Raw genomic sequence first — 24,593 nt, 5'->3', positions numbered from 1 at the left:
GTCAGTACGTGTCGACAGAGCCACGAGTTCTCGCGGGTCGCTACCGCGTAGACGAGCTCATCGGGCACGGTGGCATGGCCAAGGTGTACCGCGGGTACGACCTGACGCTCGGCCGCGCCGTGGCGATCAAGATCCTCGACCCCGAGCTCGCGCGCGACAACGCGTTCCGCACGCGCTTCCGACTCGAGGCGCAGTCGGCGTCACGCATGTCGCACCCGTCGATCGTCCGCGTCTATGACGCCGGCGACCCGTCGACCACCGACAGCAGCACCGATGAGCCTCCGTACATCATCATGGAGCTGATCAGCGGAACCCTGCTGAAGGACATCATCGCGAAGGGGCCGGTGCCGGTCGACGACGCCGTGCGCTATGTCGACGGCATCCTCGAGGCGCTCGACTACTCGCACCGCGCGGGTGTGGTGCACCGCGACATCAAGCCGGGCAACGTCATGGTCACCGACAAGGGCCAGGTCAAGGTCATGGACTTCGGCATCGCCCGAGCCGTGTCCGACTCATCGTCGACCGTCGCCGAGACCACGCAGATCATCGGCACCGCCGCGTACTTCTCGCCCGAGCAGGCGAAGGGCGAGCCGGTCGACGCCAGGGCGGACCTGTACTCCACGGGCGTCGTGCTCTACGAACTGCTCACCGGTCGTCAGCCGTTCCGCGGCGAGTCACCGGTCGCGGTCGCCTACCAGCACGTGAGCGAGACCCCCGTTCCTCCGACCGAGGTGAACGAGGACTCCCCCGGCGCGCTCGACCCGATCGTCCTGCGCGCGCTCGCGAAAGACCCGTACCAGCGGTACCCGGATGCTGCGCACTTCCGCGCAGCGCTCGATTCCGCGGTCTCCGGTCATGCGCCGAGCCGCAAGGAACTCGGAGCGCTCACCAGCGAGCTCTACGGTCCGAGCCCGCGCGCCGCACAGGAGACCGCCCGATCCCTGCGACAGCTGAGCACCGACACGACCATGGCTCGCACACAGTCGGGTCCGCCCGTCGCGTGGATCTGGGCAGGCGTCGCGCTGCTCGCGGTGCTCCTGGCATCCGTGCTGTTCTGGGTGTGGACGCTCAGCATGCGCCCGGACGATGTTCCGTCGAGCGCTCGCGTCGTGCCTGATCTCGTCAACGTCTCCTCCGAGCGCGCACAGGACGATCTCGGCGAGCTCGATCTGACGTCCAAGCTCGTGCTCGAGTCGAGCAACGACATCGTCGAGGGCAACGTGATCCGCACTGACCCCGAGAGCGGCACAGCCGTCAGCGAGGGTGACTCCGTCACCCTCTACGTGTCGTCGGGCAAGGAGACCGTGATGGTCCCGATTCTCGAGGGTCTGTCGTTGACGGCCGCGAAGGATGCTCTCGCGGCGGCGGGTCTCGAACTCGGCACGGTGATCCAGCGCAACGACAAGGGCCTGGCGGCAGAGACGGTGATGGAGGCGAGTGAGGCGGCCGAGAGCGAAGTCGCGCCGCAGACGGTCGTGAATCTCGTGGTCGCCAGCGGACGCGTGACCCTCACCGACGTCACAGGGTGGACGATGGATGCCGCGCAGGCCGAGCTCGAGCGCATCGGTCTCACGCCGAGCCCGGTCGAGCTGATCGACTGCACGCCGACGGAGCCCCCGACCGTGTCGTCGATGTCGGCTGCGCCGGGCGATGTCGCGATCGGATCGACCGTCGAGCTGCGCTACTGCGTCGCCGCCGACTGACCCGTCTCGCTCCCCAGCGGGTGCAGGTCCGATGACAGCGCCACTGCGTCGGCGTCACCGCAGAGTTCGAGCCAGTTGGCGAGCAGACGGTAGCCGCCTTCGGTGAGCACGCTCTCGGGGTGGAACTGCACCCCGACGATCGGCAGCCGGGTGTGTGCCAGGGCCATCACGGTGCCGCTGTCGGTGCGTGCGGTGACGACCACGTCGGGTGGCAGCTCCGCCTCGTCGAGGGCCAGGGAGTGATACCTGCCCGCGTCGAACGGCGAAGGGATGCCGGAGAAGAGAGCCGAGCCGTCATGCGTGACCGGCGACACCATGCCGTGCATGAGCTCGGGCGCCTCCGACACGGCGGTGCCGAATGCCGCGCCGATCACCTGATGCCCGAGGCAGACGCCGAGGAGCGGCATCCGCATCCGCGCGGCGAGACGCACGGCGTCGATCGAGACCCCGGCATCGGCTGGGGCGCCCGGTCCGGGCGAGAGGAGCACCGCATCGAACTCGGGCAGCATCCCCTCGAGCTGGGCGGCATCGGTGGCATCCGCTTCGATCAGCCTGATGTCAGCGCCGAGCTCCCGCAGGTAACCGACGAGGGTGTGCACGAAGCTGTCGTGGTTGTCCACGACGAGCACGCGGGTCATTCGAGATCGACCTCGCCCGGGGTGATCAAGGGGCTCACCCAGGGGAACACGAACCAGAACAGGCCGTAGAGCACCGCAGCGATGAGCACGAGAACGAAGAAGAGCTTCAGCCACCACGGACCGGGCAGCAGGCGCCAGAGGGCGGCATACATGATGTGTCTCGTTCCGTTCGGCTAGATCGACGGCGCAGCCGGCGGAGGCGGTGGGTCGGTGAGGGCCTGGGGTGGGCCTTCGGCGCGTGGTTGGAAGCTCTCGAACACCCCGTACGCCACGATGCGCTCGGCCAGTGAATACAGCGGAGAGCAGGCGGTCAGCGTGATGTACTTCTCGCCGGTCTCGACTCCGGGCATCTGCGGGACATCGAGCAGCACGTCAGTCTGGGTCGGCTTGACGTACTCGAGCGTGCGGAAACGGTAGGTGAACCATCCGTCCGGGGTCTCGACGACGATCGCATCGCCGACCTGGAGCTTGTCGAGCTGGTTGAAGGGCTTGCCCCAGGTGGTGCGGTGCCCGGCCATCGCGAAGTTGCCGACCTCTCCGGGCATCTTCGAGTCGGTGTACACGCCGATTCCGAGGTCGTCGAGAGTGCGCGCGCGGCTCGTGCCCCCGTAGATCCCGACGTTGTACTCGGAACCGAAGCGCGGGACCTGCATCTGTGCGAACCATTGCGCGTCTGCGGGCGCGGCGGGGATCACGGGCTCGTAATAGGTCGTGCCGTCCTCCTCCTCGATCAGGGGCGGGGGCTCGGGTGCCGGCGCCTCGGCAAGAGTCTGAGACATCGCCGCGCCTTCGTCGTTCTTCTGCGCGGCGATGATGATGTCGCCGATCCACATCTGCCAGGCCACGAAGAGAAGCACGAGCACGCCGCCCGTGAGCAGCAGCTCGCCGAGCACGCTCGTGAAGGTCGCGCGCGATCGGGGGCGACGGCGGTGTGCACGTCGCTCCCCCGAGACGACGGATGCAGTCATGGCCAGATCTTATCCGCCAGACCTGGACACCAGCCCTCGGGCCTTGCTTTTCCGCGCGTAATGGCACTCTTGGGTACACTGTGGGAATGGCACGCGACCGCAAGACCGAAGAACCCGAAGCTCCGCGCAGCGAAGGCGAAGCCGCACCCAACGCCGTGTGGTTCAAGCCGGTGATGGTCGGCTTCATGCTCCTCGGTCTGGTGTGGATTCTCGTGTTCTACATCTCGGGCATGCAGTTCCCGATCCCGGGTCTCGACAACTGGAACCTGGCGATCGGCCTGGGCATCGCCCTGATCGGCTTCCTGATGACCACTCGCTGGCGCTGACGCCTGCCGCTCCCTCTTCGAAGAAGGCCCCTCTCGCTCCGGCGAGAGGGGCCTTCTTCGTTCTGGACCACCGAGAGTTATCCACAGGTTATCCCCACCCTGGGGAGAATTACACCCATGTTATTCACAATGGTTGACAACCCTGTTAACAACTCGTGATCAGGAGTAAACCGTCGTGATCAGGAAAGGCGGCAGGAATACGACGATCAGGACGAGGGCCACGACCACTGCCGCGAGAAGCAGGATCTGCAGCGTGCGCTGCTCTCGTCTGCGGGTTCTGGTGAGGATGAACGCGATCAGCGCTCCCACGATCGCCCCACCAAGGTGCGCCTGCCAGGCGATGTTCTGAGAGAACACGAATCCGACGACGAAGTTGATGCCGAGGATCACGAGGATGCCCGTCACGTTCGCGCCGATGTGTCTACCGATGATGAGCAGCGCCGCCATCAGACCGAAGATCGCCCCGGATGCGCCGACCGTGGCGGTCCCGGGCGCGAGCACTGCGACGGCGACAGAGCCTCCGAGACCGCTGATCAGATACAGCGCGAGGAAGCGGACCCGACCCAGCATCGGCTCGAGGCTCTGCCCCAGCATCCACAGCGCGAGCATGTTGAGAGCGAGATGCAGGAATCCTCCGTGCACGAAGACGGCCGTGAGAAGTCGCCACGGCTCGAACGGCATGAGCGACAGGTCCGGATACAGATAGCCGGCTGCGAAGAGGAGCTGACCGGTGATCGCCTGGCCCATCCCGGGGATCAGCTGAAGGAGCCCGATGAACGACGTCACCGCGAGCAGCGCGTAGGTGACGATCGGCTTGCCGCTGCGCACGGTGGCGGTGGCGGTGTTGCGGCCGCCCCAGCGGCGCTCCGCGCGCTTCTGGGCGGGACTGCGGTTCTTGCGCTGCTCCGCCATGCATTCGGGGCAGATCACTCCGACGGGTGCCTGCGTCTGGCACTCGGGGCAGATCGTGCGCAGGCACCGCTGGCAGAGCACGAAGCTCTGCCGATCCGGATGCCGGTAGCAGAAGTTGTCGCGGTTGTCCGCGAACTCAGGCGTGGTCATCCGGATCGGCCAGCGTCGGCGTCAGGCCGCGACGATGTCGATCGACTGCAGCACGACGGGCTCGATGGGGCGGTCACCCGCGGCCGTCGGGACTGCGGCGATCGCGTCGACGACAGCCTTGGAGGCGTCATCGGCGACCTCGCCGAAGATCGTGTGCTTGCCCTGCAGCCAGGGGGTGGGGTCGGTCGTGATGAAGAACTGCGAGCCGTTGGTGCCCTCGGCCTTGCCGGTGATGGCGTTGCGACGCAGACCGGCGTTCGCCATGGCGAGGATGTAGGGCTCGTTGAAGTTGAGCTCCATGTTGATCTCGTCGTCGAAGTTGTAGCCGGGACCGCCGACGCCCTGTCCGAGCGGGTCGCCGCCCTGGATCATGAAGTTCGGGATGATCCGGTGGAAGATGACGTCCTTGTAGAGAGCACCCTCGCCCGGCTTGCCGGTTGCGGGGTGCGTCCACTCCTGGGTGCCGTCGGCGAGGCCGACGAAGTTCTTGACCGTCTTCGGAGCGTGATCGCCGAAGAGGTTGATGACGATGTCACCGTGGTTGGTGTGCAGGGTTGCGACATGAGAAGCGTGAGCCATGCGTCCATTCTCGCAGAGCTTCCCATGAGTTGGCCCGCGTCTAGCGCTGTTCGCCCTTCGGCGCAAGGGTTCGGCGATTCCCTCGCCCCATCCAGGGTCGCGTGGCAAGATGGGGAATCCGTACTCCAATCGACAGGAGAGCATCGTGAGCATCAGCCGCAAGCGGAAGAAGGAGCTGCGTCGTCTTCAGAACGACGCCAACCAGCTCTGGGAGAACCAGCAGGTCCTGGTCGGCCACGCCGCCGACGTCGCCCGTGAGGCCGGACGCCAGCTCGGCCACTTCGGCCGCGAGCAGGTCGGTCCTGTCGTGCAGGACACCTACAACCGTCGCGTCGCTCCGGTCGTCGACCGTGGCGTGCGATTCGGCCACCACGTCGTGGATGACAAGGTCGTCCCGATCGTCGGCGGAGTCGTCGGAACCGCGCTCACCGCGTGGGACGTGGCGAACGCCAAGCGCGAGGGTGTCGTGCGCAAGGTCCGGAAGGCCACCAAGCCCGAACCGAAGGGCCCCGGCGTCGGCTCGATCATCGCGCTGATCCTCGGAGTCGCGGCAGCAGCCGGTGTTCTCTACGCCGCCTGGCAGGCACTGCGCGCGGACGACGAGCTCTGGGTCGCCGACGACCCGCTCTCTGCACCTGACGCGTGACCTCGACATCGGAGCCCCCGGCCTCTGAGCCGGGGGATCTGCATGCCCGGGTGAGGGATGCCGCAGCCGCACGCGGCCTCGACATCGAGATCCGTGAACGGCCGGCCGCCCGCAGCCTCGTCGAAGCTGCGGAACTGCTCGGCATCCTTCCCTCCGGCATCGTCAAGACCCTCGTCGTCAAGCGCTCGGACGACACCTTCCTGTTCGCGCTGGTTCCCGGCGGCAGGTCGATCTCGTGGCCCAAGCTGAGGGCCGTGGTCGGCGTGAACAAACTGCGCCTGCCAGAGCCGGAGCTCGCCCTCGCGGCGACCGGGTACGAGCGCGGCACCATCGTGCCCATCGGCAGCACGACCGAGTGGCCGGTGTTCGCCGACGAGTCGATCGTCGGACAGCGAATCGCCATGGGAGCCGGTTCCCACGGGTACAGCCTCTTCGTGGATGCGGACGACCTCATCGCCGCCTACGGCGCCACGGTCGCCGACATCTCCGTTCCCGAAGAGGCGCGCGGCTGACTCAGAGGATGCCGGCCATCCGCAGTGAGATGTCGACCAGCTTCACTCTCTGCAGGTCCCGCACTGCCCTGAGGGGGAACCACTCCGCCATGTCGGTCGAGCCATCGGCCTCGAAGGTCAGCTTGCCGCCTGTCACCGATGCGCGATAGACGATGCGCAGTGTGTGCAGAGGCTGGTCTGACTCATTCACGCGCTGGCCGGCAGGGATCACTCTCGAGTGGATGCCGAGCAGCTCCCCGACCTTGACGGTGTAGCCGGTCTCCTCACGAAGCTCCCGTCGCACGGCGTCCTCGGGTGCCTCACCCGCCTCGAGACCACCGCCGGGCATGGTCCACGCGACGCGACGACCCTCCGTCCAGCGCGCCAGAAGTATGCGTCCGTCGTCATCGGTGACGACCGCGTACGCCGCGACCCGCATGTCCATGCACTCACCCTAGCCGCCGCGCATCGAGGTCGACCGCTGTGTGTCGATCCGCGGCCCCGACGGTCGATCGTGTCGATCAGCGGCCCCGACGGTCGATCGTGTCGATCAGGAATCGAGAAGCACAGCCGCCGCGGCATCCGTATTCTGAGTTCATCGCAGGTCACACCGAGAAAGGAACCCGTCATGGCTGACGACGACAAGAACTTCAGCGCCGAGGAACGCGAGGCCATGAAGGAGGCCGCGGCCGACAAGCGCAAGTCACGCTCTCGGGCGAAGAAGAGCCCCGAGGAGGTGCGAGCAGAGGGGGTTGCAGATCTCGAGGCGGCGGTGGCGAAGCTGCCGGACGACAAGGATCGCGAGTTGTCCCTGGCGCTGCACGCCCTCGTCACCGAGGTCGCTCCCGAGCTGATGCCGCGCACGTACTACGGCATGCCGGCGTGGGGCAAGGACGGCAAGGTGCTCTGCTTCTTCCAGCCTGCGAGCAAGTTCAAGGTGCGCTACGGCACCTTCGGCTTCGAACCCATCTCGAACCTCGACGACGGCACGATGTGGCCGACCGCCTACGCGCTGCTCGACCTCACCGCTGCGAACCGCAAGCTGCTCACCGAGCGCATCCGCCTCGCCGTCAGCTGAGTCGCCGTTCCCTCGCCGGGGACCGAGCAGTAGCGTGGATGCCGTGAGCACACTGCCGTTCCCCGCCTCCGTGTACGCCGACCGACTCGAGCGCGCAGCGTCTCTCGCCGCGGAGGCCGGTCTCGACGGGGTGGTCGTCGGCCCCGGGCCCGACCTGCACTACCTGGTCGGCGTCGAGGGCGACACGATCGAACGCCTCACAGCACTCGTGCTCGGACCCGGGATCGCTCCCACGATCATCGTGCCGCGGATGGAGCTGGCGAAGGTCAGGACCACCGCGGTGGGGCAGCTCGGACTCGCGGTCTCCGACTGGGTCGACGGAGAGAACCCCTACGACCTCGTGGCCGAGGTTCTCGGCTCCGTCACGAGGCTGGGTGTCTCCGACGCACTGCCGGCACTGCACGTCATTCCGCTGGCCGAGCGGATGGACGTGCGCGCCGAGCTCGCGACGCCGGTGCTGCGCGAGGGTCGCATGATCAAAGACGCCGCCGAGGTCGCCGAGCTGCGCCTCGCCGGTGCGGCGATCGATGCCGTGCACCGTCGCGTGCCCGAGTGGCTGCGCGCAGGTCGCACGGAGCGTGAGGTGGCGGCAGACATCGCCGAGGCGATCATCGCCCAGGGGCACCGCACCGTCGAGTTCGTCATCGTCGGCTCGGGTCCCCACGGCGCCGACCCCCACCACGAGGTGTCGGACCGAGTGATCGGCGACGGGGAGATCGTGGTCGTCGACATCGGGGGAGCGGTGCCCAGCGGCTACAACTCCGACAGCACCCGCACCTACGTGGTCGGAACGCCCGACCCCGACGCTGCCGATCGCATCGCCGTGCTCGTGCGTGCTCAGCAGGCCGCCGTCGACGCCGTCCGCCCCGGGGTGACGGCCGAGGAGGTCGACGCCGCAGCGCGGTCTGTGCTGGCCGAGGCAGGGCTCGCAGAGGCCTTCCTGCATCGCACCGGTCATGGGATCGGGATCTCGGTGCACGAGGAGCCCTACATCGCGCCGGGCAACGATCTGGTGCTGCGCGAGGGCATGGCCTTCAGCATCGAACCCGGCATCTACTTCGCGGGCGACTGGGGTGCGCGCATCGAGGACATCGTGGTCGTGACAGCGGACGGATGCGAGCGACTGAACGTCGCACCCCACGAGCTGCGCGCTGTCTGACGGGGTCAAGCCCCTTTGTCAGCGCTTAAGGCTGCCCGAGACTCTCCCCATGGCATCCGCAGAGCGCGACCGCACCGACCACGCCGCCGGCCCGCAGAAGACGGCCGACGGCCATCACGTCATGATCGACGGGCGCAAGTGGCGGGCTACGGACCCATCCATACCGGAGACGTTCCGTCGGGAACTCGTCGACGAGCTGATGGCGGCACGCAGAGGCGTGAAGGCCGGGGATGCCGACGCGCGACGCCGAGTGCAGGATGCGAAGACGGCCCTCGGTGAACGCGGATCACCATGGTGGGAGGAACGTGGCGGCGGGGCCTTCGACGAGCGGATCGCAGCGGCACTGCGTGCGCTCGTCCGACGACGATCTGAATCGTCGATCTGTCCGAGCGACGTCGCCCGCACGGTGGGCGGTGAGACCTGGCGTCCTCTGATGCCCGACGTCAGGCGCGTCGCGGCAGAGCTGGCGGATCGCGGAGAGATCGTGGTCACTCAGAAGGGCGATCCCGTGAGCATCCGTGAAGCCAGGGGTCCGGTGAGGATCGTGCGCGGCCCCGAGCTCTGACCGCAGTCAGAGCGCGTCGTAGTACCCGCTGTACGGGAAGTCGACGTCACCGGTGTCGCGCGGGTCGTAGGCGACGCTGGAGACGCTGATCGTCACCTGCGTGCTCGGCGTGATGAGAACACTGATCGCCCTGTTGCCCACCACGACCATGTCGACGAAGGTCCCCCCGGTCTTCGTCGCCGCCTCGATGCGTCGTCGCAGCTCGTCGACGTCCTGGTCCTGCGCAAGCAGGAACCGCGAGCCGTCGAAGACTATCTCGGTCTGGACCATCGTCTCCCTGTCACTCATGCGAGCACGCTACGGGCTCGCGCAAGAAGTGTGAAGGGGGGTTGATAACTAGACGGACTCCTGAGAGGGGCCCGGCCGTGCAATGCATCATCGCGGGTCACCGATCGCCGAACGTCGCTCATCTGCAGTCATGTGACTGCATAGAGTCACATATGTCGACTATGGTGGTCGTGAACGCGGACATCCACCAGAACAGAGAGTCCACAGTGCTACGTCTACTCGCTCTTGCTTCCACCGTCTTCACCGCCCTCGTGATCATCGTCAGCATCCTTGCGGGGTTCTTCACGACCAATCTCTGGGGAACGCTGCTTTTCATCCTCTGGTTCCTCGCCTGGACGGCGCTCTGGTGGTGGCTCGCGGCGCGGGCTGCCGAGCGCGCCATGGAAAGGTTCATGGAACTCACCTCGATGCCGTGCTCGCAGTGCGGTGCCCCGGGCACCATGGGGTATCGGGTCTGCAAGAACTGCGGCAGGGTCAAGCAGTCCGGGATCTAGGCGGTCGCTCCTCGTCGTCCTCGGGAGGCGGAGCGGATTCGCGGAGTTGTTAACAGGGTTGTTAACACCTGTGGAGGAATGCGGGCGAGTCGATCCGGAAGCACGTGCGTAGCGAGAAACGAGAAGGCCCCGCACGTGGCGGGGCCTTCTCGAACTGTCTCAACACAGTGTGGAGCCTAGGAGATTCGAACTCCTGACATCCTGCTTGCAAAGCAGGCGCTCTACCAACTGAGCTAAGGCCCCGTGAGGGAATTATTGAGTTGAGGAGTGGGCCCACCAGGACTTGAACCTGGGACCTCTTCATTATCAGTGAAGCGCTCTAACCGCCTGAGCTATGGGCCCGTCAACCTCCGAAACTTTACCGGAGATTCCTGGAAATACCCAATCGAGGGCGGGGCATCGGCGCGCCCCGGCCCTCGATCATGGTCAGCGCCCCGGGCGGATGGTCACACTGCCTGCCGAAAGCGAGACATCGATCACGTTCCGGGTGTCGGATGACTGGTCGACCTTCGCGTCGAGCGATCCGGCGCTGACGTCCTGGACGATCGAGTAGGACTCGTCCGGAACAGTGAGGTCGACCGACCCCGCGCTCACGTCGATCGTCGTCTGCGACGGCGCACGGCCGGTCAGCTCGACGTTGAGATCGCCCGCCGAGACGCTGAGATCCGCCTCGTCCACGCCGTCGAGCAGCGCGTCCGCGCGGCCCGCGCTCATGTCGATGCTGAGGCTGCCAGCGGCTCCTTCCACATCGAGAGCACCCGCATTGACGGTGACGTCGAGAGCGCCGAACTCACCGACCACGTCGAGGCTGCCCGCATCGAGAGTGAGGTCGGCGTCGAGCTGGGCGTCGAGAAGGTCTTCGGGGAGGGTCAGCACGGCCGACTGGTCGTCGCCGAACCAGCTGCCGAACCACCATCCGAAACGGAACTCCGGACTCCGCACGACCAGATCGTCGCCGTCACGCTCGAGAGTCCATGCCGGGCCACGGGTGTCGGTGACCGCAAGCCGGGCCTCGTCGACGTCTCCGAATTCGATACGCATGTTCCCCGCGTCCACATCGAGGTCGATGCCCTCGATGCCCGATACATCCTCTGTCAGCACCGCATCGCTGCCCTGTGCAGAACCCATCATGCTGCCGGTCGCCGCGAACGCGGCAGACCCTCCCGCGCCGAGGAGCGCGATTCCACCGACGATCGCCGTCACGATCATGATCGCCGTCGTTCCCGACGAGCGACCCGCATCGGCGGGTGACGCCTGAGCAGGAGCAGAGGCGGGAGCCGGAGCCGGCTCGTACGCCTGTGGCGCAGACGCGGGCGGGGGAGTGAGCGGAGTGTGTCCGCCCTGGAAGTCGTCGTCGTTCGTGGTCATCGTCCCAGTCCTGTCTGTCCGATCGGCGGCGTGCCGCCCGTGTTCTCGATGTGTGCGAGCGCCGCCAGCACGCGCCGGTTGCCCGACTCGCCCTGCTCGAAGCCCAGCTTCTGGAAGATCGCAGTGATGTGCTTCTCGACGCTCGCTTCCGAGAGGAAGAGCAGGCCGGCGATGGCCTGGTTCGACTTGCCTTCGGCGATGAGCGACAGCACGGTGCGCTCGCGCTCGGTGAGGCGCTGCATGCGGTCGTCGCGGTTGCGACGTGTCAGCAGCTGAGCCACGACCTCGGGATCGAGCACCGTCGCCCCCTCGGATATCCTCTGCACCGAGGCGAGGAACTCCGAGACATCGGCGACCCGATCCTTGAGCAGATACCCGAGCGGCCCGCCCTGTGCCGCGATGAGGTCGGACGCATACCGCTCCTCGACGTACTGCGAGAGCACGAGCAGCGGCAGCGCAGGATTCGTGATACGGAGTCCGAGCGCCGCGCGGATGCCCTCGTCGGTGAACGTCGGGGGCAGTCTCACATCGAGGATGCAGAGCTCCGGATCGGTCTCGACCACGGCCTCGCTGAGACCGCTGGTGTCGGGGAGAGCTGCGACCACGGTGTGACCGGCATCCTCGAGCAGCCGCACGAGTCCCTCACGCAGCAGCACCGAGTCCTCGCAGATCAGGATGCGCATGGCACGTTCACCTCCAGGCTGGTAGGCCCGCCGACGGGACTCTCGAGGCGGAAGGTTCCACCGGCTGCCAGCACACGGTTGGCGATGCCGTCGAGCCCGCCGCCGGGCTGCACCTGTGCGCCACCCATCCCGTTGTCCTCGACACGGGCCCAGAGCACTCCTCCGTCTCGGAGACGCACGGTGACCCGCGCCTCGCTGGCTCGCGAGTGCTTCGCGGCGTTCGTGAGCGACTCGGCGATCGAGAAGTACACGGCGGCCTCGGCCTCACGGCTGCAGCGTCCGTCCATCCGCACGTCGAGACTCACGGGGATGTGCGACCGGCCGGCAAGGGCAGACAGGGCTGCGTCGAGACCTCGATCGTCGAGGACGGATGCATGGATGCCGCGGGCGAGCTGCCGCAGCTCGGTGATCGCCGCCTTGGTCGAGGTGTGTGCCTCGGCGATCAGCTCTTTCGCGGCATCCGGGTCGTTGTCGATCTTCTGCTGTGCGAGTCCCAGCGTCATTCCGACCGAGACGAGGCGCGGCTGGACGCCGTCGTGCAGATCCCGCTCGATGCGTGTGCGCTCGACATCTGCGGCGCGGACGGCGCCCTCACGCTGAGCGCTGCTGGTGCGCACTCGCTCCGTGAGCTCTGCCTCACGGCTGCGAACGACGATGGCGAGCGAGAGCACCCGATTCAGGAGCGCGAGACCGATCATTCCCGCGAGGCAGGCCGCGATGCCGAGGATGCCGACGAGCGGCGCCCACGCGGGGTCGATGCCGCCTCCGCCGAACGGGCCCATCACGGCATCCGCTCCGGTGACGGGTGCGAACGAGATCGTGATCGACCACACCAGGCCGAACGCGAGGCGCAGCACGATCCAGCCGAGCACGGCGGTGATCGCGAAGTTCGCAAGCGCCCGCCACATACGGCCGTCGATGGCCTGACGTCCGAGCGAGCGCAGCCAACCGGAGAATCCGGGCCGGTCGCGCGGGCGCCACCTGAGCGGCGTGATCGGCGATCGGTAGAGGGCGCTGACCCGCGTCACCTCGAACCAGCCCACGCCGAAGAGCGCGTAGACGAGTCCGACGAGCAGCACGATGCCGACGCCCGCCGCGAAGAGCAGGCCGAGGCCGGTGCCGAGGAGTCCCGAGAGAGTCGCGAAGATGAAGCCGCCGATGACTCCGATTCCTGCGAGGTGCAGGATCGTGAGCACGATGCGCAGCGGCGGCTTCGTGGCCGTCGCCTGTGGTGGCGTGGCAGTGTGTGTCGTCATGGTTCAAAGGTACGGCGGTGCCGATCGGGCCGACACCGAGCCACCCAGACACCCGGCTTCGGGTTTTCCCTACTCCGCCGGAGAACAGAAAGAGGGGCGGATGCCGCAGCATCCGCCCCTCTTCGAATCCGGAGGATCAGTTCGACATGAAGCCGACGAGCAGACCGCCCGTCACCTTCACGGCGACGTTGTAGATGCCGGCGACGACCGCGCCGAGCACCGTGAACACGATGAGGTTCAGGATCGAGACGACGGCGGCGAAGGCCATGACCTGCGGCAGACCGGCCACCTCGGAGATGCGCACCGAGTTGTCGGTGATCGCACCGATGATCTCATCGGCCTGGGTGAGGAGTCCCGTCGCCTGGAGCACCAGGAAGATCAGGAAGAACGACACCATGGTGACGATCGCGAGCGCGACCGCTCCGAGGAACGAGAGCTTCACGGCCGACCAGAAGTCGACGTAGACGAGACGCAGGCGCACCTGCTTGCCACTGGTCTTGCGCGTGGACTTCTTCGCCAGCTTGTCGGCTACTGTGCTCATGCGTCTGCTTCCTCAGGGTTCTCGTTCGTCTCGGGGGCGGTGGACTCGGATTCCACCTCAGCCTCATCCGATTCGTCTTCTTCGGTGAGGCCCCGCTCGCCGTTGCGGGCGATGGCGAGGATCCGGTCGGCTTCCGTCGTCCGTGCGAACACCACTCCCATGGTGTCTCGGCCCTTGGCGGGCACCTCGGCCACGGCAGAGCGTACCACCTTGCCGCTGGACAGAACCACAAGGACCTCGTCGTCGGACGAGACCATCAGACCACCCGCGAGAGTGCCCCGATCGTCGTGGAGCTTGGCCACCTTGATGCCGAAACCACCGCGTCCCTGGACGCGATATTCCTCGACGGCCGTGCGCTTCGCGTACCCGCCGTCCGTCACCACGAACACGAACTGGCCGGGGGCTGCGACGGATGCCGACAGCAGGCTGTCGCCCTCACGGAACTTCATGCCCTTCACTCCGGCGGTCGCGCGTCCCATCGGCCGCAGCGCCTCGTCGGTCGCGCTGAACCTGACCGACATGCCCCGGCGGCTGATGAGAAGGATGTCGTCCTCGGCGTTCACCATGAGCGCCGAGACGAGCTCGTCCTCGTCGTTCAGACGGATCGCGATGACGCCGCCCTGACGGTTGGTGTCATATGTGTCGAGGCGCGTCTTCTTGACGAGACCGTCACGCGTGGCGAGCACCAGATAGTCGGCCACCTCGTAGTCGCGGATGTCGAGCACCTGAGCGATGTTCTCGTCGGGCTGCAGCGCGAGCAGGTTCGCGACGTGCGTTCCCTTGGCATCGCGCCCCGCCTCGGGGACCTCATAGGTCTTCGCGCGGTAGACGCGCCCCTTGTCGGTGAAGAACAGCAGCCAGTGGTGCGTCGTCGTCACGAAGAAGTGCTCGACGATGTCATCCGCCCGCAGCTGAGCGCCCTTGATGCCCTTGCCGCCGCGGTGCTGCGACCGGTAGTTGTCGCTCCGCGTGCGCTTGATGTACCCGGCGCGGGTGATGGTGACGACCATCTCCTCTTCGGCGATGAGGTCCTCCATCGAGACGTCGCCGTCGAAACCATGCAGGATGTGCGTGCGGCGTTCGTCGCCGAAGCGGTCGACGATGCCCGTGAGCTCTTCGCGGATGATGTCGCGCTGCAGCGACTCGTCGGCCAGGATCGCCTGGTATTCGGCGATGAGTCGCTCGAGCTCGGCGGCCTCGTCGAGGATCTTCTGCCGCTCGAGGGCCGCGAGGCGACGGAGCTGCATGTCGAGGATGGCCTGGGCCTGGTCGTCGTCGATGTCGAGAAGCTTCTTCAGGCCCTCGCGGGCATCCTCGACCGTCGCCGAACGGCGGATCAGGGCGATGACCTCGTCGAGCGCGTCGAGCGCCTTGAGGTAACCGCGCAGGATGTGCATGCGACGCTCGGCCTTCGCCAGACGGAAGCGCGTGCGGCGGACGATGACTTCGAGCTGGTGGGTGATCCAGTACGTCACGAAACCGTCGATCGCCAGCGTGCGCGGCACGCCGTCGACGATCGCGAGCATGTTGGCGCCGAAGTTCTCCTGCAGCTGCGTGTGCTTGTACAGGTTGTTGAGCACGACCTTCGCGACGGCGTCGCGCTTGAGCACGACGACGAGTCGCTGACCCGTGCGGTCGGAGGACTCGTCGCGGATGTCGGCGATGCCGCTGATCTTGCCGTCACGGACGAGGTCGCCGATCTTCACCGCGACGTTGTCGGGGTTGACCTGGTACGGCAGCTCGGTGATCACGAGGCACGTGCGGCCCTGGATCTCCTCGACGTTGACGACCGCGCGCATCGTGATGGATCCGCGGCCGGTGCGATACGCCTCGTGGATTCCCTTGGTACCCAGGATCTGAGCGCCGGTCGGGAAGTCGGGGCCCGGAACGCGCTGGATCAGTCCGTCGAGGAGCTCCTCACGCGGAAGACCCGGGTTGTCGAGGGCCCAGAGCGCAGCATCCGAGATCTCACGCAGGTTGTGCGGGGGGATGTTCGTCGCCATGCCGACGGCGATTCCGACCGAGCCGTTGACGAGCAGGTTCGGGAACCTGGCGGGGAGGACCGTCGGCTCCTGGGTCTGGCCGTCGTAGTTGTCCTGGAAGTCGACGGTGTCTTCTTCGATGTCGCGCACCATCTCGAGCGCGAGGGGGGCCATCTTTGTCTCGGTGTATCGAGGGGCCGCGGCTCCCATGTTGCCGGGAGAGCCGAAGTTCCCCTGTCCCAGCGCCAGCGGGTACCGCAGCGCCCACGGCTGCACCAGACGCACGAGGGCGTCGTAGATGGCCGAGTCACCGTGCGGGTGGTACTGACCCATGACCTCGCCGACGACACGGGCGCACTTCGAGAACGACTTGTCGGGACGGAATCCGCCGTCGTACATGCCGTAGATGACACGGCGGTGCACAGGCTTCAGACCGTCGCGCACGTCGGGGAGGGCGCGGCCGACGATCACGGCCATCGCGTAGTCGAGATAGCTGCGCTGCATCTCGGACTGCAGATCGACCTGGTCGATCTTTCCGTGGTCGTGTGCCGGGGGCTCGGGGCGTACGTCGTCAGTCATGTGTGTTGTCGATTCCGGTCGTTAGTCGAGCGAATGCAGGGCGCGGGGCGCCTCAGATGTCGAGGAAGCGGACGTCCTTGGCGTTGCGCTGGATGAAGCTGCGTCGGGATTCGACGTCCTCACCCATCAGCACGCTGAAGATCTCGTCGGCCGCTGCGGCATCCTCGATGGTCACCTGGCGGAGCGTCCGCGTGGTGTGGTCCATCGTGGTCTCCCACAGCTCCTTGGCGTTCATCTCGCCGAGACCCTTGTACCGCTGGATGCCGGCATCCTTCGGGATGCGCTTGCCGTTGTCGAGGCCGAACTTCAGCAGCGCGTCGCGCTCGGCGTCGCTGAACACATACTCGTGCGCGGAGTTCGACCACTTGAGGCGGTACAGCGGGGGCATCGCGAGGTACACGAAACCCGCCTCGATGAGTCCGCGCATGTACCGGAACAGCAGCGTGAGCAGCAGCGTCGTGATGTGCTGACCGTCGACGTCGGCATCCGCCATCAGCACGATCTTGTGATAGCGCGCCTTCTCGATGTCGAACTCTTCGCCGATGCCCGTGCCGAAGGCCTGGATCATCGCCTGGACTTCGCGGTTGCCGAGCGCCTTGTCGAGACGTGCGCGCTCGACGTTGAGGATCTTGCCGCGGAGCGCGAGGATCGCCTGCGTGTGCGGGTCGCGTCCCTGCACCGCCGAGCCGCCGGCCGAGTCACCCTCGACGAGGAAGATCTCGCTGATCGAGGGGTCCTTGCTGGTGCAGTCCTTGAGCTTGTCGGGCATCGCCGCAGACTCGAACACGCTCTTGCGTCGTGCGGTCTCGCGCGCCTTGCGGGCGGCGAGACGTGCGGTCGCGGCGTCGAGCGCCTTGCGGATGATGTTCTTCGCCTGGGCCGGGTTGCGGTCGAACCAGTCGCCGAGCTGATCGCCCACGACCTTCTGCACGAACGCCTTGGCCTCGGTGTTGCCGAGCTTGGTCTTGGTCTGACCCTCGAACTGGGGCTCGCCGAGCTTGATCGAGATGACGGCGGTCAGTCCCTCGCGCACGTCGTCGCCGGAGAGGTTCTCTTCCTTCTCCTTGAGGATGTTGTTCGCACGCGCGTACTTGTTCACCAGTGTGGTGAGTGCGGCGCGGAAGCCCTCTTCGTGGGTGCCGCCCTCGTGCGTGTTGATCGTGTTCGCGTAGGTGAAGACGTTCTCGGTGTACGAGGTGGTCCACTGCATCGCGACCTCGAGTGAGATCTTGCGTGCCGTGTCCTCGGACTCGAACGCGATGATCTCGTCGTTGACGACCTCGGCGTGACGCACCTTGTTCAGGTACTCGACGTAGTCGACGAGTCCGCGCTCGTAGAAGAAGACATCGCCGGGCTGCTTGGTCGTGGTCACACCGGCGTCTTCGACCTCGTAGGCAGAGGACGCGCGCTCGTCGAGCAGCTCGATGCGCAGCCCCTTGTTCAGGAACGCCATCTGCTGGAAGCGAGTCCGCAGGGTGTCGTAGTCGAAGTCGGTCGTCTCGGTGAAGATCGAGGCGTCCGGCCAGAACGTGATGCTCGTGCCGGTGTCGTCGGTCTCCTCGCCCTTGATGAGCTTCTGCTGCGGCAGCCCGCCGTCGGCGAAGCTGTGCCGCCAGACGAAGCCCTTCTGCTTGACCTCGACGTCGAACCGGGTCGACAGGGCGTTCACGACAGAGGAGCCGACGCCGTGCAGACCACCCGAGACGGCGTACGCACCGCCGCCGAACTTGCCACCCGCGTGCAGGATCGTCAGCACGACCTCGACCGTCGACTTCGACGGGTCGGAGGAGTGCGGGTCGACCGGGATTCCTCGGCCGTTGTCGATGACGCGCACGCCGCCGTCCTCGAGCAGCGTCACGTAGATCGTGTCGGCGTAGCCGGCCAGAGCCTCATCGACCGAGTTGTCGACGATCTCGTAGACCAGGTGGTGCAGACCACGCGGACCCGTGGATCCGATGTACATGCCGGGGCGCTTGCGCACCGCCTCGAGTCCCTCGAGGATCTGGATCGAGTCGGCACCGTACTCGCCGGGCTGCTTGATCTTGGGGGAGATCGATGTAGACCTCGTCTCCGCGTCCGCGGGAGTCTGGGTCTCTGCGCCCTGGGAGGGGTCAGGGGTTTCCCCGGTGGTCGATTCCGTCTCGTCAGCAGGGAATTCAGGCGTCATCAGAGGGCATTCTCCACATCGATATTACGAACTCCCATTCTAGCGGTCTTTCGACTCGAAATCCCGCTGAACGGCCGTGTGTGGCCCTCTGAGCCTCTCGAACCCCCTGGACGGTGCCCTACCCGTAGGTATCGCGCGGGCCCCGTCCTGGAACGACTCTGGGACCCCATTTCCACGAGGGTACGTCCGGTCCGATGAAGCGGAGGTTCTCGACTCCGGCATCCGGATACCGACGACCGATCTCGGTGAGGATGGTGCCGCGCATGTACTGGAGGTTCTTCGCCCACGCCGTCGAATCGCACTTCACCGTGAGGACTCCACGCTCGAGCGAGACCGGCTCGGAGTGCTTCGCCGTGTCGGTGCCCGCGAGATCGGCCCACTGTCTGACCAGGTCTTCGCGGGCGAGAGTCTTCTGCCACCCGGAGTCGCGGCTCAGCTTGTCGAGCACCGCCCCGAGGGGACCGGGGTCGCGGCCGGGCGTGAAGGGTGCGTTGTCATCGTCTGCGACGATCCGCCGCTTGCGCTTCCACGACTTCGAGCTCGGTGCGAGACCACGCAGTCGCAGATACGTCGCGACCGTCTCGGGGGTCTCTGATGCGGGACCAGGTGTGGCGTCACTCATCCGGCGCCTCCCTCTCGTCGCTGATGGTTCCGGCCGTGATCCTCACCACATGCGCATGGAGCACTTCGGGAATGTCCTCCTCGACCGCAGCGGTCACGACCACCTGCTCGTACCCCGCGGTGAGTGCGGCGAGTCGCTGACGGCGATCGGCATCGAGTTCGGCGAACACGTCATCGAGGATCAGCACGGGGTCGCCCGCGGGGGACTCGCTGCGCAGCAGCTCTGCCGAGGCGAGGCGCAGGGCGAGAGCCACAGACCAGGATTCTCCGTGGGATGCATAGCCCTTCACAGGCAGACCGCGCACTCGGAGCACGAGATCGTCGCGATGAGGGCCGGTGAGGGTGAGTCCGCGGTCGAGCTCGTTCGAACGTTTGGCGAGCAGTGCGGCGTGGAACATCTCCGCGATGTCTCCCGATGTCTCGGCCGGCGCATCGACTCCCTCCTCGGGGTCTGCGCCTCGCACGGAGAGCGCCCAGTCGAGTTGGGGACGATGGTCCTCACCGGCGATCGCCGCATATGCCTCTGCGACCGGGACCTGCAGATCGGCCGCGAGACGCTGACGTGCGGTGATGATCTCTGCCCCGAGGGAGACGAGCTTGTCGTCCCACACATCGAGGGTGGTCAGGCCCTCGCCCTTGACGCCCCGCGCTCGTGCCGATTTCAGAAGGGCGTTGCGCTGCTTGAGGACACGGTCGTAGTCGGCGAGCACGGACGACATGCGGGGAGTGCGCTGGATCAGCAGCTGGTCGACGAAGCGACGCCGCGAAGACGGGTCACCACGCACGATCTGCAGATCTTCAGGGGCGAACAGCACCACGTGGGCATACCGGGGGAGCTCGTTGGTCTTCGAAGGCGAGCCGTTGATGCGCGCCTTGTTGGATCCCTGCTTGTTGAGCTGCACCTCGATCAGCACTCTGCGTTCACCGTGCGAGAGGCGTGCACGGATGATGGCGAAATCCTGGCCCTCGCGCACCATCGGGGCATCCGACGAGACGCGGTGGGATCCGAGTGTGGCGAGGAAGACGACCGCCTCGGCGAGATTGGTCTTGCCCTGACCGTTGCGGCCGACCAGGACGTTGGGGCCCTTGTGCAGGGCGAGATCCGCGGTCGCGTAATTGCGGAAGTCGACCAGGCTCAGGTGTTCCACAATCACGCTGTCAGCCTACCTTCGGGGTCTGACACCGCTGTCGCCGCGCGGAGCGCGTCCGTCGCAGGATCAGCGGAGCAGCAGGTTGGGCTGCAGCAGGTACTTGAACGAGTCGAGTCCTGCCTGATCGACCGAGGTCTGGCTCGTGATCAGCACCGGGCTGAGTTTGTTCGCGTTGTCGCTCGAGGTGAACGTGACCCGGACGAACTCGCTCTTGACCGCGCCGAGCGCCTCGATGAGGTACTGCGGGTTGAGCCCGAGAGTGACGTCGTCTCCACCGTTCAGGATCGCGTCGACGGATTCGGAGGCACGTGCGTGCTCGCTGCCCGAGGCATCCATCGTGACGCTGTCGGACGTGAAAGTGAAGCGCAGCGGAGCTGCTCGATCCAGCACGAGCGACACTCGACGCACCGCTTCGACCAGGTCGGCGGTGTTGACGACCGCGTAGTGATCGGTCTGCTCGGGGAAGAGACGACGGACAGGCGGGAAGTTGCCCTTGATCAGCAACGAGGTGACGGTCTTGTTCCCCGCCGTGAAGGCGATGATCTCGCGGTCGCCGGCTCCGGAGAACGCGATCTGGATCGTTCCGGCGTGACCGAAGGTCTTTCCGACTTCCAGCAGTGTTCGTGCGGGGACCAGTGCGCTCGCCTCGACAGCCTCGCCATCCCACGGGACATCCCGGAGCGAGACGCGGTAGCGGTCGGTCGCAACCAGGCTCAGCGTGTGACCGGAGACCTCGAGCTGGACACCGGTGAGCACCGGGGTGACATCATCGCGCGATGCGGCGAAGCCGACCTGGGCGATCGCGGTTCCGAAGTCATCGGCGGGGACGACACCCGACGAGCCCGACACCTCGGGGATGGAGGGATATTCCTCGACCGGCATGGCCGCGAGCGTGAATCGTGCCGAGCCGCAGGTGACCGTGATGCTGCCGTCGTCCTCGACGGCGATCTCGATCGGAGCGTTCGGGAGGCGGCTTGCGATGTCGGAGAGCAGTCGGCCGTGGACGAGGATCGTGCCGGGTGTGTCGACCGTGGCCTCGATGGTGGTCCGAGCGGATGCTTCGTAGTCGAAGGCCGAGAGGGTCAGCCCGGATCCGTCTGCCTCGATGAGGACTCCGGCGAGGATCGGCTGCGGGTTGCGCTGCGGAAGCAGCTTGACGACGAACGAGACAGCCTCGCTGAAGACATCGCGGTTGACCTGAAACCTCACTGGTGCTCCCTTGTCGTCATTCTGAGACGTGTCGTCATCGGTCCTGCCTGTGCAGGGCTTCCCATGCTAGCCCCACAGTCGGGCGTATCCCTACGACCGGTGCAAACCTCCGGCCCGTCGGACTTTCCCCACCGTCTGGTGATCGGATCGCCCTTGAATTGAATTAACTCCTTAACGGTGTTAACACCTGTGGATACTGTGGATAACTCGGTGGAAAGCAGACGCGAGTAGGGAACTACATGGTTGTCAGTTGTGGAAACCCTGAGGAATCCGCGGGTGGACAGCTTCCCCTCGGTCGAACCGACTCCCCAAGTTATCCACAGGTTCGACGGTTTCCCACACATCCGTCCCGATCTCGAGGCCACTCATCCACAAGTTATCCACATGTGCAAACTGGCATCGATCCGGTTGACCATATGCCTCCCACACGCACGGAAAGGGGGTCGTAGCGTCCTATCGGAAGCTACGACCCCCTTTTCAAGGTGTCGTGGGCTCAGCGTCGACCGAGCTGCGTGGTGATCTCCGTCACCTGGTTGTAGATCGAACGACGCTCCTTCATGAGCTCACTGATCTTCTTGTAGGCGTACATCACCGTGGTGTGATCGCGATTGCCGAACAGCTGTCCGATCTTCGGCAGAGACAGGCTCGTGCGTTCGCGGCACAGGTACATGGCGATCTGACGCGACGTCGCGATCTGCTGCGACCTGCTCGATCCGTAGAGGTCGTCGACAGTCAGCTTGAAGTACTGTGCGGTCGCGGTGATGATGTCGGTCGGGGAGATGATGTTGTCCTCCGCCGTGTCGATGATGTCGCGCAGCACCGTCTGCGCCAGCGAGATGTCGAGAGCCGAGCGGTTCAGGCTGGCGAAGGCCGAGACCCGGATCAGCGCACCCTCGAGTTCCCGGATGTTCGAGGACACGACCGTGGCGATGTATTCGAGTACCTCATCGGGAATATGAAGTGCTTCGCTCTGCGCCTTCTTGCGCAGGATCGCGATCCTCGTCTCGAGGTCGGGAGCCTGGACGTCGGTGATCAGGCCCCACTCGAAGCGACTCCGCATCCGATCCTCGAATCCGGTCAGATGCTTCGGCGCGACGTCGCTCGTGATCACGACCTGCTTGTTGTGGTCATGGAGGGTGTTGAACGTGTGGAAGAACGCCTCCTGAGTCTCGGCGCGACCCTGCAGGAACTGGATGTCGTCGATCAGGAGGATGTCGACATCGCGGTAACGCGCCTGAAAGGCTGCACCGCGGTTGTTGGCGATCGAGTTGATGAAGTCGTTCGTGAACTCCTCACTCGAGACATACCTCACCTTGACGCCGGCGTAGAGCGACTGGGCGTAGTCGCCGATCGCGTGCAGCAGGTGCGTCTTGCCCAGGCCCGAGTCACCGTAGATGAAGAGCGGGTTGTAGGCCTTGGCCGGCGCTTCGGCGACTGCGACGGCGGCGGCGTGAGCGAACCTGTTGGACTGCCCGATGACGAAGTTGTCGAAGGTGTACTTGGGATTGAGGCGGGACTCATGACGCTGCTGCGTCGGCTGCTCCATCGGAGACTCGACGCGGATCTGCTCCTGGCGGCCGTAGTCCGCGACGGCGATGGGCGCGGTCGGCTGCTCGGCGAGTTCGTGATTGACCACCACTCGATACGAGGTGACCTCGTCGCCGATGTGAGACAGAGCCTCCATGATGGGCAGGCGCAGTCTCTTGTTGATCTGCGCGGCGGTGAGATCGTTGGGGACCTCGAGATACAGCGTCGCCGCCATCACACCGGCCGGCACAGCGAGGCTGAGGAAACCCTGGAGCTGAGGAGTGACCCTGTCATCCGATTCGAGCAGCTCCTGCACCGTGGTCCAGATCGGAACGTCGGGCTGGGCAGGTGATGACATGACGCTCCGTGCTGAGGGGGGCGACGGGCCGTCGGGATGACGCGCCTCGCCTGTGGATAACTTCGGATGCCACGGTAGTCACCACGGCTGTGAACGGCAACCTGCCCCTGGAAATCCGCGCGCGTGTTGCGCATACGTGCAGGCCAGAGGTTGTGGATAATGGCTGTGCGGATCCTGATGTGGTCCGGACCGAAGCGCGCAGATTTGCTCTGTGGGCCGCCAGGACGTACCCTTAATCGGTTGACTTATGCCTGTATGGCAGATCCCTATGTCTCCGGTCAAGATGATCCCGGTGGCAGCATTCCCGGAGTGATTTCATGAGCAAGCGCACCTTCCAGCCCAACAACCGTCGTCGCGCCAAGAAGCACGGCTTCCGCCTTCGCATGCGCACCCGCGCCGGCCGCGCGATCCTTTCGGCTCGCCGTGCGAAGGGCCGCACCGAGCTCTCCGCGTAGACCGCTGTGCTCGCCCGCCCGTTTCGTGTGACCCGCGGGAGCGACTATCGACTGGTCGTTCGACGCGGATCCCGTTGTGGCGGAGCCAAAGTCGTCACCTCGATGCTGGCGACGGGCGAGAGCAGAGCCGCGAGGTTCGGATTCATCATCAGCAAGCAGGTGGGCACCGCAGTGGTGCGCAATACCGTGCGACGGCGACTCAAAGCCGTGTGTGCGGATGCGCTGGCGCGGGTCCCCGAGGGCACGGATGTCGTCATCCGTGCCCTTCCTGCATCCGCCACCGCCAGCTATGCAGAGCTCAGCGCCGATGTGAATCGCTGCCTCGAACGCCTCGCGCAGGTGCGATCATGACGGCCCTTCCGTCGTCATCGGTCGGCACCGCCCACATGCAGATCGGCGATGCGCTGCGCAGCATCCCGTTGATCCCGAGGAATCTGGTTCTGGGTTTCCTGACCGGGTATCGCAAGGTGATCTCCCCGATGTATGGAGATGTCTGTGCCTATTACCCATCCTGTTCCGCTTACGCTGTAGGTGCGGTGCAACAGCATGGCGCGGTGCGGGGAGCGATGCTCTCGGCGTGGCGCATCCTGCGTTGCAATCCCTGGAGCCACGGCGGCGTCGATGACGTCCGTCCGCACCAACACTTCCGTTATGACCTGACCGCTCGCGGTTTCGTCGTCCCTGCCCGAAAGGATTGAT

Annotated in this window: 28 protein-coding genes and 2 tRNA genes; 11 read left to right on the top strand and 19 right to left on the bottom strand. The window is 65.9% G+C overall.

Annotated elements, in window-relative coordinates; translation table 11 throughout:
- Positions 1–8: 8 nt before the first annotated feature.
- Positions 9–1,703 carry a Stk1 family PASTA domain-containing Ser/Thr kinase gene (gene pknB / locus QMA07_RS13090; protein ID WP_290162549.1) on the top strand — a complete coding sequence of 565 codons (1,695 nt, stop codon included), beginning with the start codon at positions 9–11 and terminating at the stop codon, positions 1,701–1,703.
- On the opposite strand, the gene QMA07_RS13085 is transcribed toward pknB, so the two are convergent.
- From QMA07_RS13085 to QMA07_RS13075, 3 genes are read right to left on the bottom strand one after another with little or no spacing between them, the layout of a single operon-like run.
- Positions 1,682–2,341 carry a gamma-glutamyl-gamma-aminobutyrate hydrolase family protein gene (locus QMA07_RS13085; protein ID WP_290162547.1) on the bottom strand — a complete coding sequence of 220 codons (660 nt, stop codon included), beginning with the start codon at positions 2,339–2,341 and terminating at the stop codon, positions 1,682–1,684. The genes pknB and QMA07_RS13085 overlap by 22 nt on opposite strands.
- Positions 2,338–2,493: a hypothetical protein gene (locus tag QMA07_RS13080; RefSeq protein WP_290162545.1), complete on the bottom strand. Its 156-nt coding sequence runs from the start codon at positions 2,491–2,493 to the stop codon at positions 2,338–2,340. The genes QMA07_RS13085 and QMA07_RS13080 overlap by 4 nt, the downstream gene beginning before the upstream one ends.
- 21 nt (positions 2,494–2,514) lie before the next feature.
- The gene (locus QMA07_RS13075; protein ID WP_290162544.1) at positions 2,515–3,309 is read right to left on the bottom strand and encodes a class E sortase; all 795 of its coding nucleotides are present in this window, start codon (positions 3,307–3,309) and stop codon (positions 2,515–2,517) included.
- A gap of 86 nt (positions 3,310–3,395) precedes the next feature.
- On the opposite strand from QMA07_RS13075, the gene QMA07_RS13070 reads away from it, so the two are divergent.
- Entirely contained in the window at positions 3,396–3,635 is a 240-nt protein-coding gene (locus QMA07_RS13070) for a cell division protein CrgA (RefSeq protein ID WP_042541028.1), read from the top strand.
- A gap of 159 nt (positions 3,636–3,794) precedes the next feature.
- Here the strand turns inward: QMA07_RS13070 and QMA07_RS13065 are convergent, their stop codons facing one another.
- Both QMA07_RS13065 and QMA07_RS13060 read right to left on the bottom strand, forming a co-directional pair.
- Positions 3,795–4,697, bottom strand: a complete 903-nt coding sequence (locus tag QMA07_RS13065) for a rhomboid family intramembrane serine protease (protein WP_290162543.1) — start codon at positions 4,695–4,697, stop codon at positions 3,795–3,797.
- A 21-nt stretch (positions 4,698–4,718) separates the two neighbouring features.
- Positions 4,719–5,276 (bottom strand): peptidylprolyl isomerase, encoded by a 558-nt coding sequence (locus QMA07_RS13060; protein ID WP_053098262.1) that lies wholly within the window; start codon positions 5,274–5,276, stop codon positions 4,719–4,721.
- 145 nt (positions 5,277–5,421) lie between these two features.
- Between QMA07_RS13060 and QMA07_RS13055 the strand changes: the two genes are divergently transcribed.
- The gene (locus QMA07_RS13055) at positions 5,422–5,922 is read left to right on the top strand and encodes a hypothetical protein (protein WP_042541033.1); all 501 of its coding nucleotides are present in this window, start codon (positions 5,422–5,424) and stop codon (positions 5,920–5,922) included.
- Positions 5,923–5,972: 50 nt separating this feature from the next.
- The gene (locus QMA07_RS13050; protein ID WP_290162634.1) at positions 5,973–6,434 is read left to right on the top strand and encodes a YbaK/EbsC family protein; all 462 of its coding nucleotides are present in this window, start codon (positions 5,973–5,975) and stop codon (positions 6,432–6,434) included.
- 1 nt (position 6,435) lies between these two features.
- Here QMA07_RS13050 and QMA07_RS13045 read toward each other — a convergent pair whose 3' ends face one another.
- On the bottom strand, positions 6,436–6,858 hold the full coding sequence (locus tag QMA07_RS13045; RefSeq protein WP_290162537.1) for an NUDIX domain-containing protein: 423 nt from the start codon (positions 6,856–6,858) through the stop codon (positions 6,436–6,438).
- 183 nt (positions 6,859–7,041) lie between these two features.
- Between QMA07_RS13045 and QMA07_RS13040 the strand changes: the two genes are divergently transcribed.
- Genes QMA07_RS13040 through QMA07_RS13030 form a run of 3 tightly spaced genes read left to right on the top strand, consistent with a single transcriptional unit; the run spans position 7,042 to position 9,215 of the window.
- Complete coding sequence (locus tag QMA07_RS13040; protein ID WP_290162535.1) at positions 7,042–7,491, top strand: DUF1801 domain-containing protein; 450 nt, start codon at positions 7,042–7,044, stop codon at positions 7,489–7,491.
- Between the two features lie 43 nt (positions 7,492–7,534).
- On the top strand, positions 7,535–8,650 hold the full coding sequence (locus QMA07_RS13035; RefSeq protein ID WP_290162533.1) for a Xaa-Pro peptidase family protein: 1,116 nt from the start codon (positions 7,535–7,537) through the stop codon (positions 8,648–8,650).
- Between the two features lie 49 nt (positions 8,651–8,699).
- On the top strand, positions 8,700–9,215 hold the full coding sequence (locus QMA07_RS13030; protein WP_290162531.1) for a DUF3253 domain-containing protein: 516 nt from the start codon (positions 8,700–8,702) through the stop codon (positions 9,213–9,215).
- A gap of 6 nt (positions 9,216–9,221) precedes the next feature.
- Here the strand turns inward: QMA07_RS13030 and QMA07_RS13025 are convergent, their stop codons facing one another.
- Entirely contained in the window at positions 9,222–9,503 is a 282-nt protein-coding gene (locus QMA07_RS13025; RefSeq protein WP_290162529.1) for a hypothetical protein, read from the bottom strand.
- 152 nt (positions 9,504–9,655) lie between these two features.
- Here QMA07_RS13025 and QMA07_RS13020 point away from each other — a divergent pair, with 152 nt between their 5' ends.
- Positions 9,656–9,997, top strand: a complete 342-nt coding sequence (locus QMA07_RS13020) for a hypothetical protein (protein ID WP_290162527.1) — start codon at positions 9,656–9,658, stop codon at positions 9,995–9,997.
- A 170-nt stretch (positions 9,998–10,167) separates the two neighbouring features.
- Here QMA07_RS13020 and QMA07_RS13015 read toward each other — a convergent pair.
- The 12 genes from QMA07_RS13015 to dnaA form a co-directional block, all read right to left on the bottom strand.
- A tRNA-Ala gene (locus QMA07_RS13015) sits at positions 10,168–10,240 on the bottom strand.
- 25 nt (positions 10,241–10,265) lie between these two features.
- Positions 10,266–10,339 (bottom strand) — tRNA-Ile (locus QMA07_RS13010).
- 84 nt (positions 10,340–10,423) lie between these two features.
- Positions 10,424–11,365 (bottom strand): DUF4097 family beta strand repeat-containing protein, encoded by a 942-nt coding sequence (locus QMA07_RS13005; protein WP_290162525.1) that lies wholly within the window; start codon positions 11,363–11,365, stop codon positions 10,424–10,426.
- Complete coding sequence (locus QMA07_RS13000) at positions 11,362–12,048, bottom strand: response regulator transcription factor (protein WP_290162523.1); 687 nt, start codon at positions 12,046–12,048, stop codon at positions 11,362–11,364. Before QMA07_RS13000 ends, QMA07_RS13005 begins: the two co-directional genes overlap by 4 nt.
- Entirely contained in the window at positions 12,036–13,304 is a 1,269-nt protein-coding gene (locus QMA07_RS12995; RefSeq protein ID WP_290162521.1) for a histidine kinase, read from the bottom strand. Before QMA07_RS12995 ends, QMA07_RS13000 begins: the two co-directional genes overlap by 13 nt.
- A 136-nt stretch (positions 13,305–13,440) precedes the next feature.
- Positions 13,441–13,845, bottom strand: a complete 405-nt coding sequence (locus tag QMA07_RS12990) for a DUF3566 domain-containing protein (protein ID WP_140035642.1) — start codon at positions 13,843–13,845, stop codon at positions 13,441–13,443.
- Entirely contained in the window at positions 13,842–16,406 is a 2,565-nt protein-coding gene (gene gyrA / locus QMA07_RS12985) for a DNA gyrase subunit A (RefSeq protein ID WP_290162518.1), read from the bottom strand. Before gyrA ends, QMA07_RS12990 begins: the two co-directional genes overlap by 4 nt.
- Before the next feature lie 52 nt (positions 16,407–16,458).
- Positions 16,459–18,573, bottom strand: a complete 2,115-nt coding sequence (gyrB, locus tag QMA07_RS12980) for a DNA topoisomerase (ATP-hydrolyzing) subunit B (protein WP_290162516.1) — start codon at positions 18,571–18,573, stop codon at positions 16,459–16,461.
- A 118-nt stretch (positions 18,574–18,691) separates the two neighbouring features.
- Positions 18,692–19,195 (bottom strand): DciA family protein, encoded by a 504-nt coding sequence (locus QMA07_RS12975; RefSeq protein ID WP_290162514.1) that lies wholly within the window; start codon positions 19,193–19,195, stop codon positions 18,692–18,694.
- Positions 19,188–20,348, bottom strand: coding sequence for a DNA replication/repair protein RecF (gene recF / locus QMA07_RS12970; RefSeq protein ID WP_290162513.1), 1,161 nt, complete (start codon positions 20,346–20,348; stop codon positions 19,188–19,190). The genes QMA07_RS12975 and recF overlap by 8 nt, the downstream gene beginning before the upstream one ends.
- Positions 20,349–20,411: 63 nt before the next feature.
- Positions 20,412–21,554, bottom strand: a complete 1,143-nt coding sequence (gene dnaN / locus QMA07_RS12965; protein ID WP_290162512.1) for a DNA polymerase III subunit beta — start codon at positions 21,552–21,554, stop codon at positions 20,412–20,414.
- Positions 21,555–22,047: 493 nt separating this feature from the next.
- The gene (dnaA, locus tag QMA07_RS12960; protein ID WP_290162510.1) at positions 22,048–23,439 is read right to left on the bottom strand and encodes a chromosomal replication initiator protein DnaA; all 1,392 of its coding nucleotides are present in this window, start codon (positions 23,437–23,439) and stop codon (positions 22,048–22,050) included.
- A gap of 317 nt (positions 23,440–23,756) precedes the next feature.
- On the opposite strand from dnaA, the gene rpmH reads away from it, so the two are divergent.
- From rpmH to yidD, 3 genes are read left to right on the top strand one after another with little or no spacing between them, the layout of a single operon-like run.
- Positions 23,757–23,894, top strand: coding sequence for a 50S ribosomal protein L34 (gene rpmH, locus QMA07_RS12955; RefSeq protein WP_022889115.1), 138 nt, complete (start codon positions 23,757–23,759; stop codon positions 23,892–23,894).
- A 6-nt stretch (positions 23,895–23,900) separates the two neighbouring features.
- The gene (rnpA, locus tag QMA07_RS12950; RefSeq protein WP_290162501.1) at positions 23,901–24,245 is read left to right on the top strand and encodes a ribonuclease P protein component; all 345 of its coding nucleotides are present in this window, start codon (positions 23,901–23,903) and stop codon (positions 24,243–24,245) included.
- The gene (gene yidD, locus QMA07_RS12945; RefSeq protein ID WP_290162499.1) at positions 24,242–24,592 is read left to right on the top strand and encodes a membrane protein insertion efficiency factor YidD; all 351 of its coding nucleotides are present in this window, start codon (positions 24,242–24,244) and stop codon (positions 24,590–24,592) included. Before rnpA ends, yidD begins: the two co-directional genes overlap by 4 nt.
- Position 24,593 lies beyond the last annotated feature (1 nt).

It is taken from the genome of Microbacterium sp. APC 3901, from assembly GCF_030407765.1.
Classification (GTDB): domain Bacteria; phylum Actinomycetota; class Actinomycetes; order Actinomycetales; family Microbacteriaceae; genus Microbacterium.
This window is presented reverse-complemented; position numbering and strand designations above follow the sequence as displayed.

Excerpts from the sequence above, each read along its gene's own strand:
- QMA07_RS13070 (WP_042541028.1), top strand. The coding sequence starts at position 3,396 with ATGGCACGCGACCGCAAGACCGAAGAACCCGAAGCTCCGCGCAGCGAA.
- QMA07_RS13030 (WP_290162531.1), top strand. The coding sequence starts at position 8,700 with ATGGCATCCGCAGAGCGCGACCGCACCGACCACGCCGCCGGCCCGCAG.
- QMA07_RS13080 (WP_290162545.1), bottom strand. The coding sequence starts at position 2,493 with ATGTATGCCGCCCTCTGGCGCCTGCTGCCCGGTCCGTGGTGGCTGAAG.
- gyrB (WP_290162516.1), bottom strand. The coding sequence starts at position 18,573 with ATGACGCCTGAATTCCCTGCTGACGAGACGGAATCGACCACCGGGGAA.
- yidD (WP_290162499.1), top strand. The coding sequence starts at position 24,242 with ATGACGGCCCTTCCGTCGTCATCGGTCGGCACCGCCCACATGCAGATC.
- QMA07_RS13040 (WP_290162535.1), top strand. The coding sequence starts at position 7,042 with ATGGCTGACGACGACAAGAACTTCAGCGCCGAGGAACGCGAGGCCATG.
- QMA07_RS13045 (WP_290162537.1), bottom strand. The coding sequence starts at position 6,858 with ATGGACATGCGGGTCGCGGCGTACGCGGTCGTCACCGATGACGACGGA.
- QMA07_RS13005 (WP_290162525.1), bottom strand. The coding sequence starts at position 11,365 with ATGACCACGAACGACGACGACTTCCAGGGCGGACACACTCCGCTCACT.
- QMA07_RS13025 (WP_290162529.1), bottom strand. The coding sequence starts at position 9,503 with ATGAGTGACAGGGAGACGATGGTCCAGACCGAGATAGTCTTCGACGGC.
- QMA07_RS13060 (WP_053098262.1), bottom strand. The coding sequence starts at position 5,276 with ATGGCTCACGCTTCTCATGTCGCAACCCTGCACACCAACCACGGTGAC.
- QMA07_RS12975 (WP_290162514.1), bottom strand. The coding sequence starts at position 19,195 with ATGAGTGACGCCACACCTGGTCCCGCATCAGAGACCCCCGAGACGGTC.
- dnaA (WP_290162510.1), bottom strand. The coding sequence starts at position 23,439 with ATGTCATCACCTGCCCAGCCCGACGTTCCGATCTGGACCACGGTGCAG.
- QMA07_RS13065 (WP_290162543.1), bottom strand. The coding sequence starts at position 4,697 with ATGACCACGCCTGAGTTCGCGGACAACCGCGACAACTTCTGCTACCGG.
- QMA07_RS13075 (WP_290162544.1), bottom strand. The coding sequence starts at position 3,309 with ATGACTGCATCCGTCGTCTCGGGGGAGCGACGTGCACACCGCCGTCGC.
- QMA07_RS12990 (WP_140035642.1), bottom strand. The coding sequence starts at position 13,845 with ATGAGCACAGTAGCCGACAAGCTGGCGAAGAAGTCCACGCGCAAGACC.
- gyrA (WP_290162518.1), bottom strand. The coding sequence starts at position 16,406 with ATGACTGACGACGTACGCCCCGAGCCCCCGGCACACGACCACGGAAAG.
- QMA07_RS13000 (WP_290162523.1), bottom strand. The coding sequence starts at position 12,048 with ATGCGCATCCTGATCTGCGAGGACTCGGTGCTGCTGCGTGAGGGACTC.
- QMA07_RS13020 (WP_290162527.1), top strand. The coding sequence starts at position 9,656 with ATGTCGACTATGGTGGTCGTGAACGCGGACATCCACCAGAACAGAGAG.
- QMA07_RS13085 (WP_290162547.1), bottom strand. The coding sequence starts at position 2,341 with ATGACCCGCGTGCTCGTCGTGGACAACCACGACAGCTTCGTGCACACC.
- rpmH (WP_022889115.1), top strand. The coding sequence starts at position 23,757 with ATGAGCAAGCGCACCTTCCAGCCCAACAACCGTCGTCGCGCCAAGAAG.
- QMA07_RS12995 (WP_290162521.1), bottom strand. The coding sequence starts at position 13,304 with ATGACGACACACACTGCCACGCCACCACAGGCGACGGCCACGAAGCCG.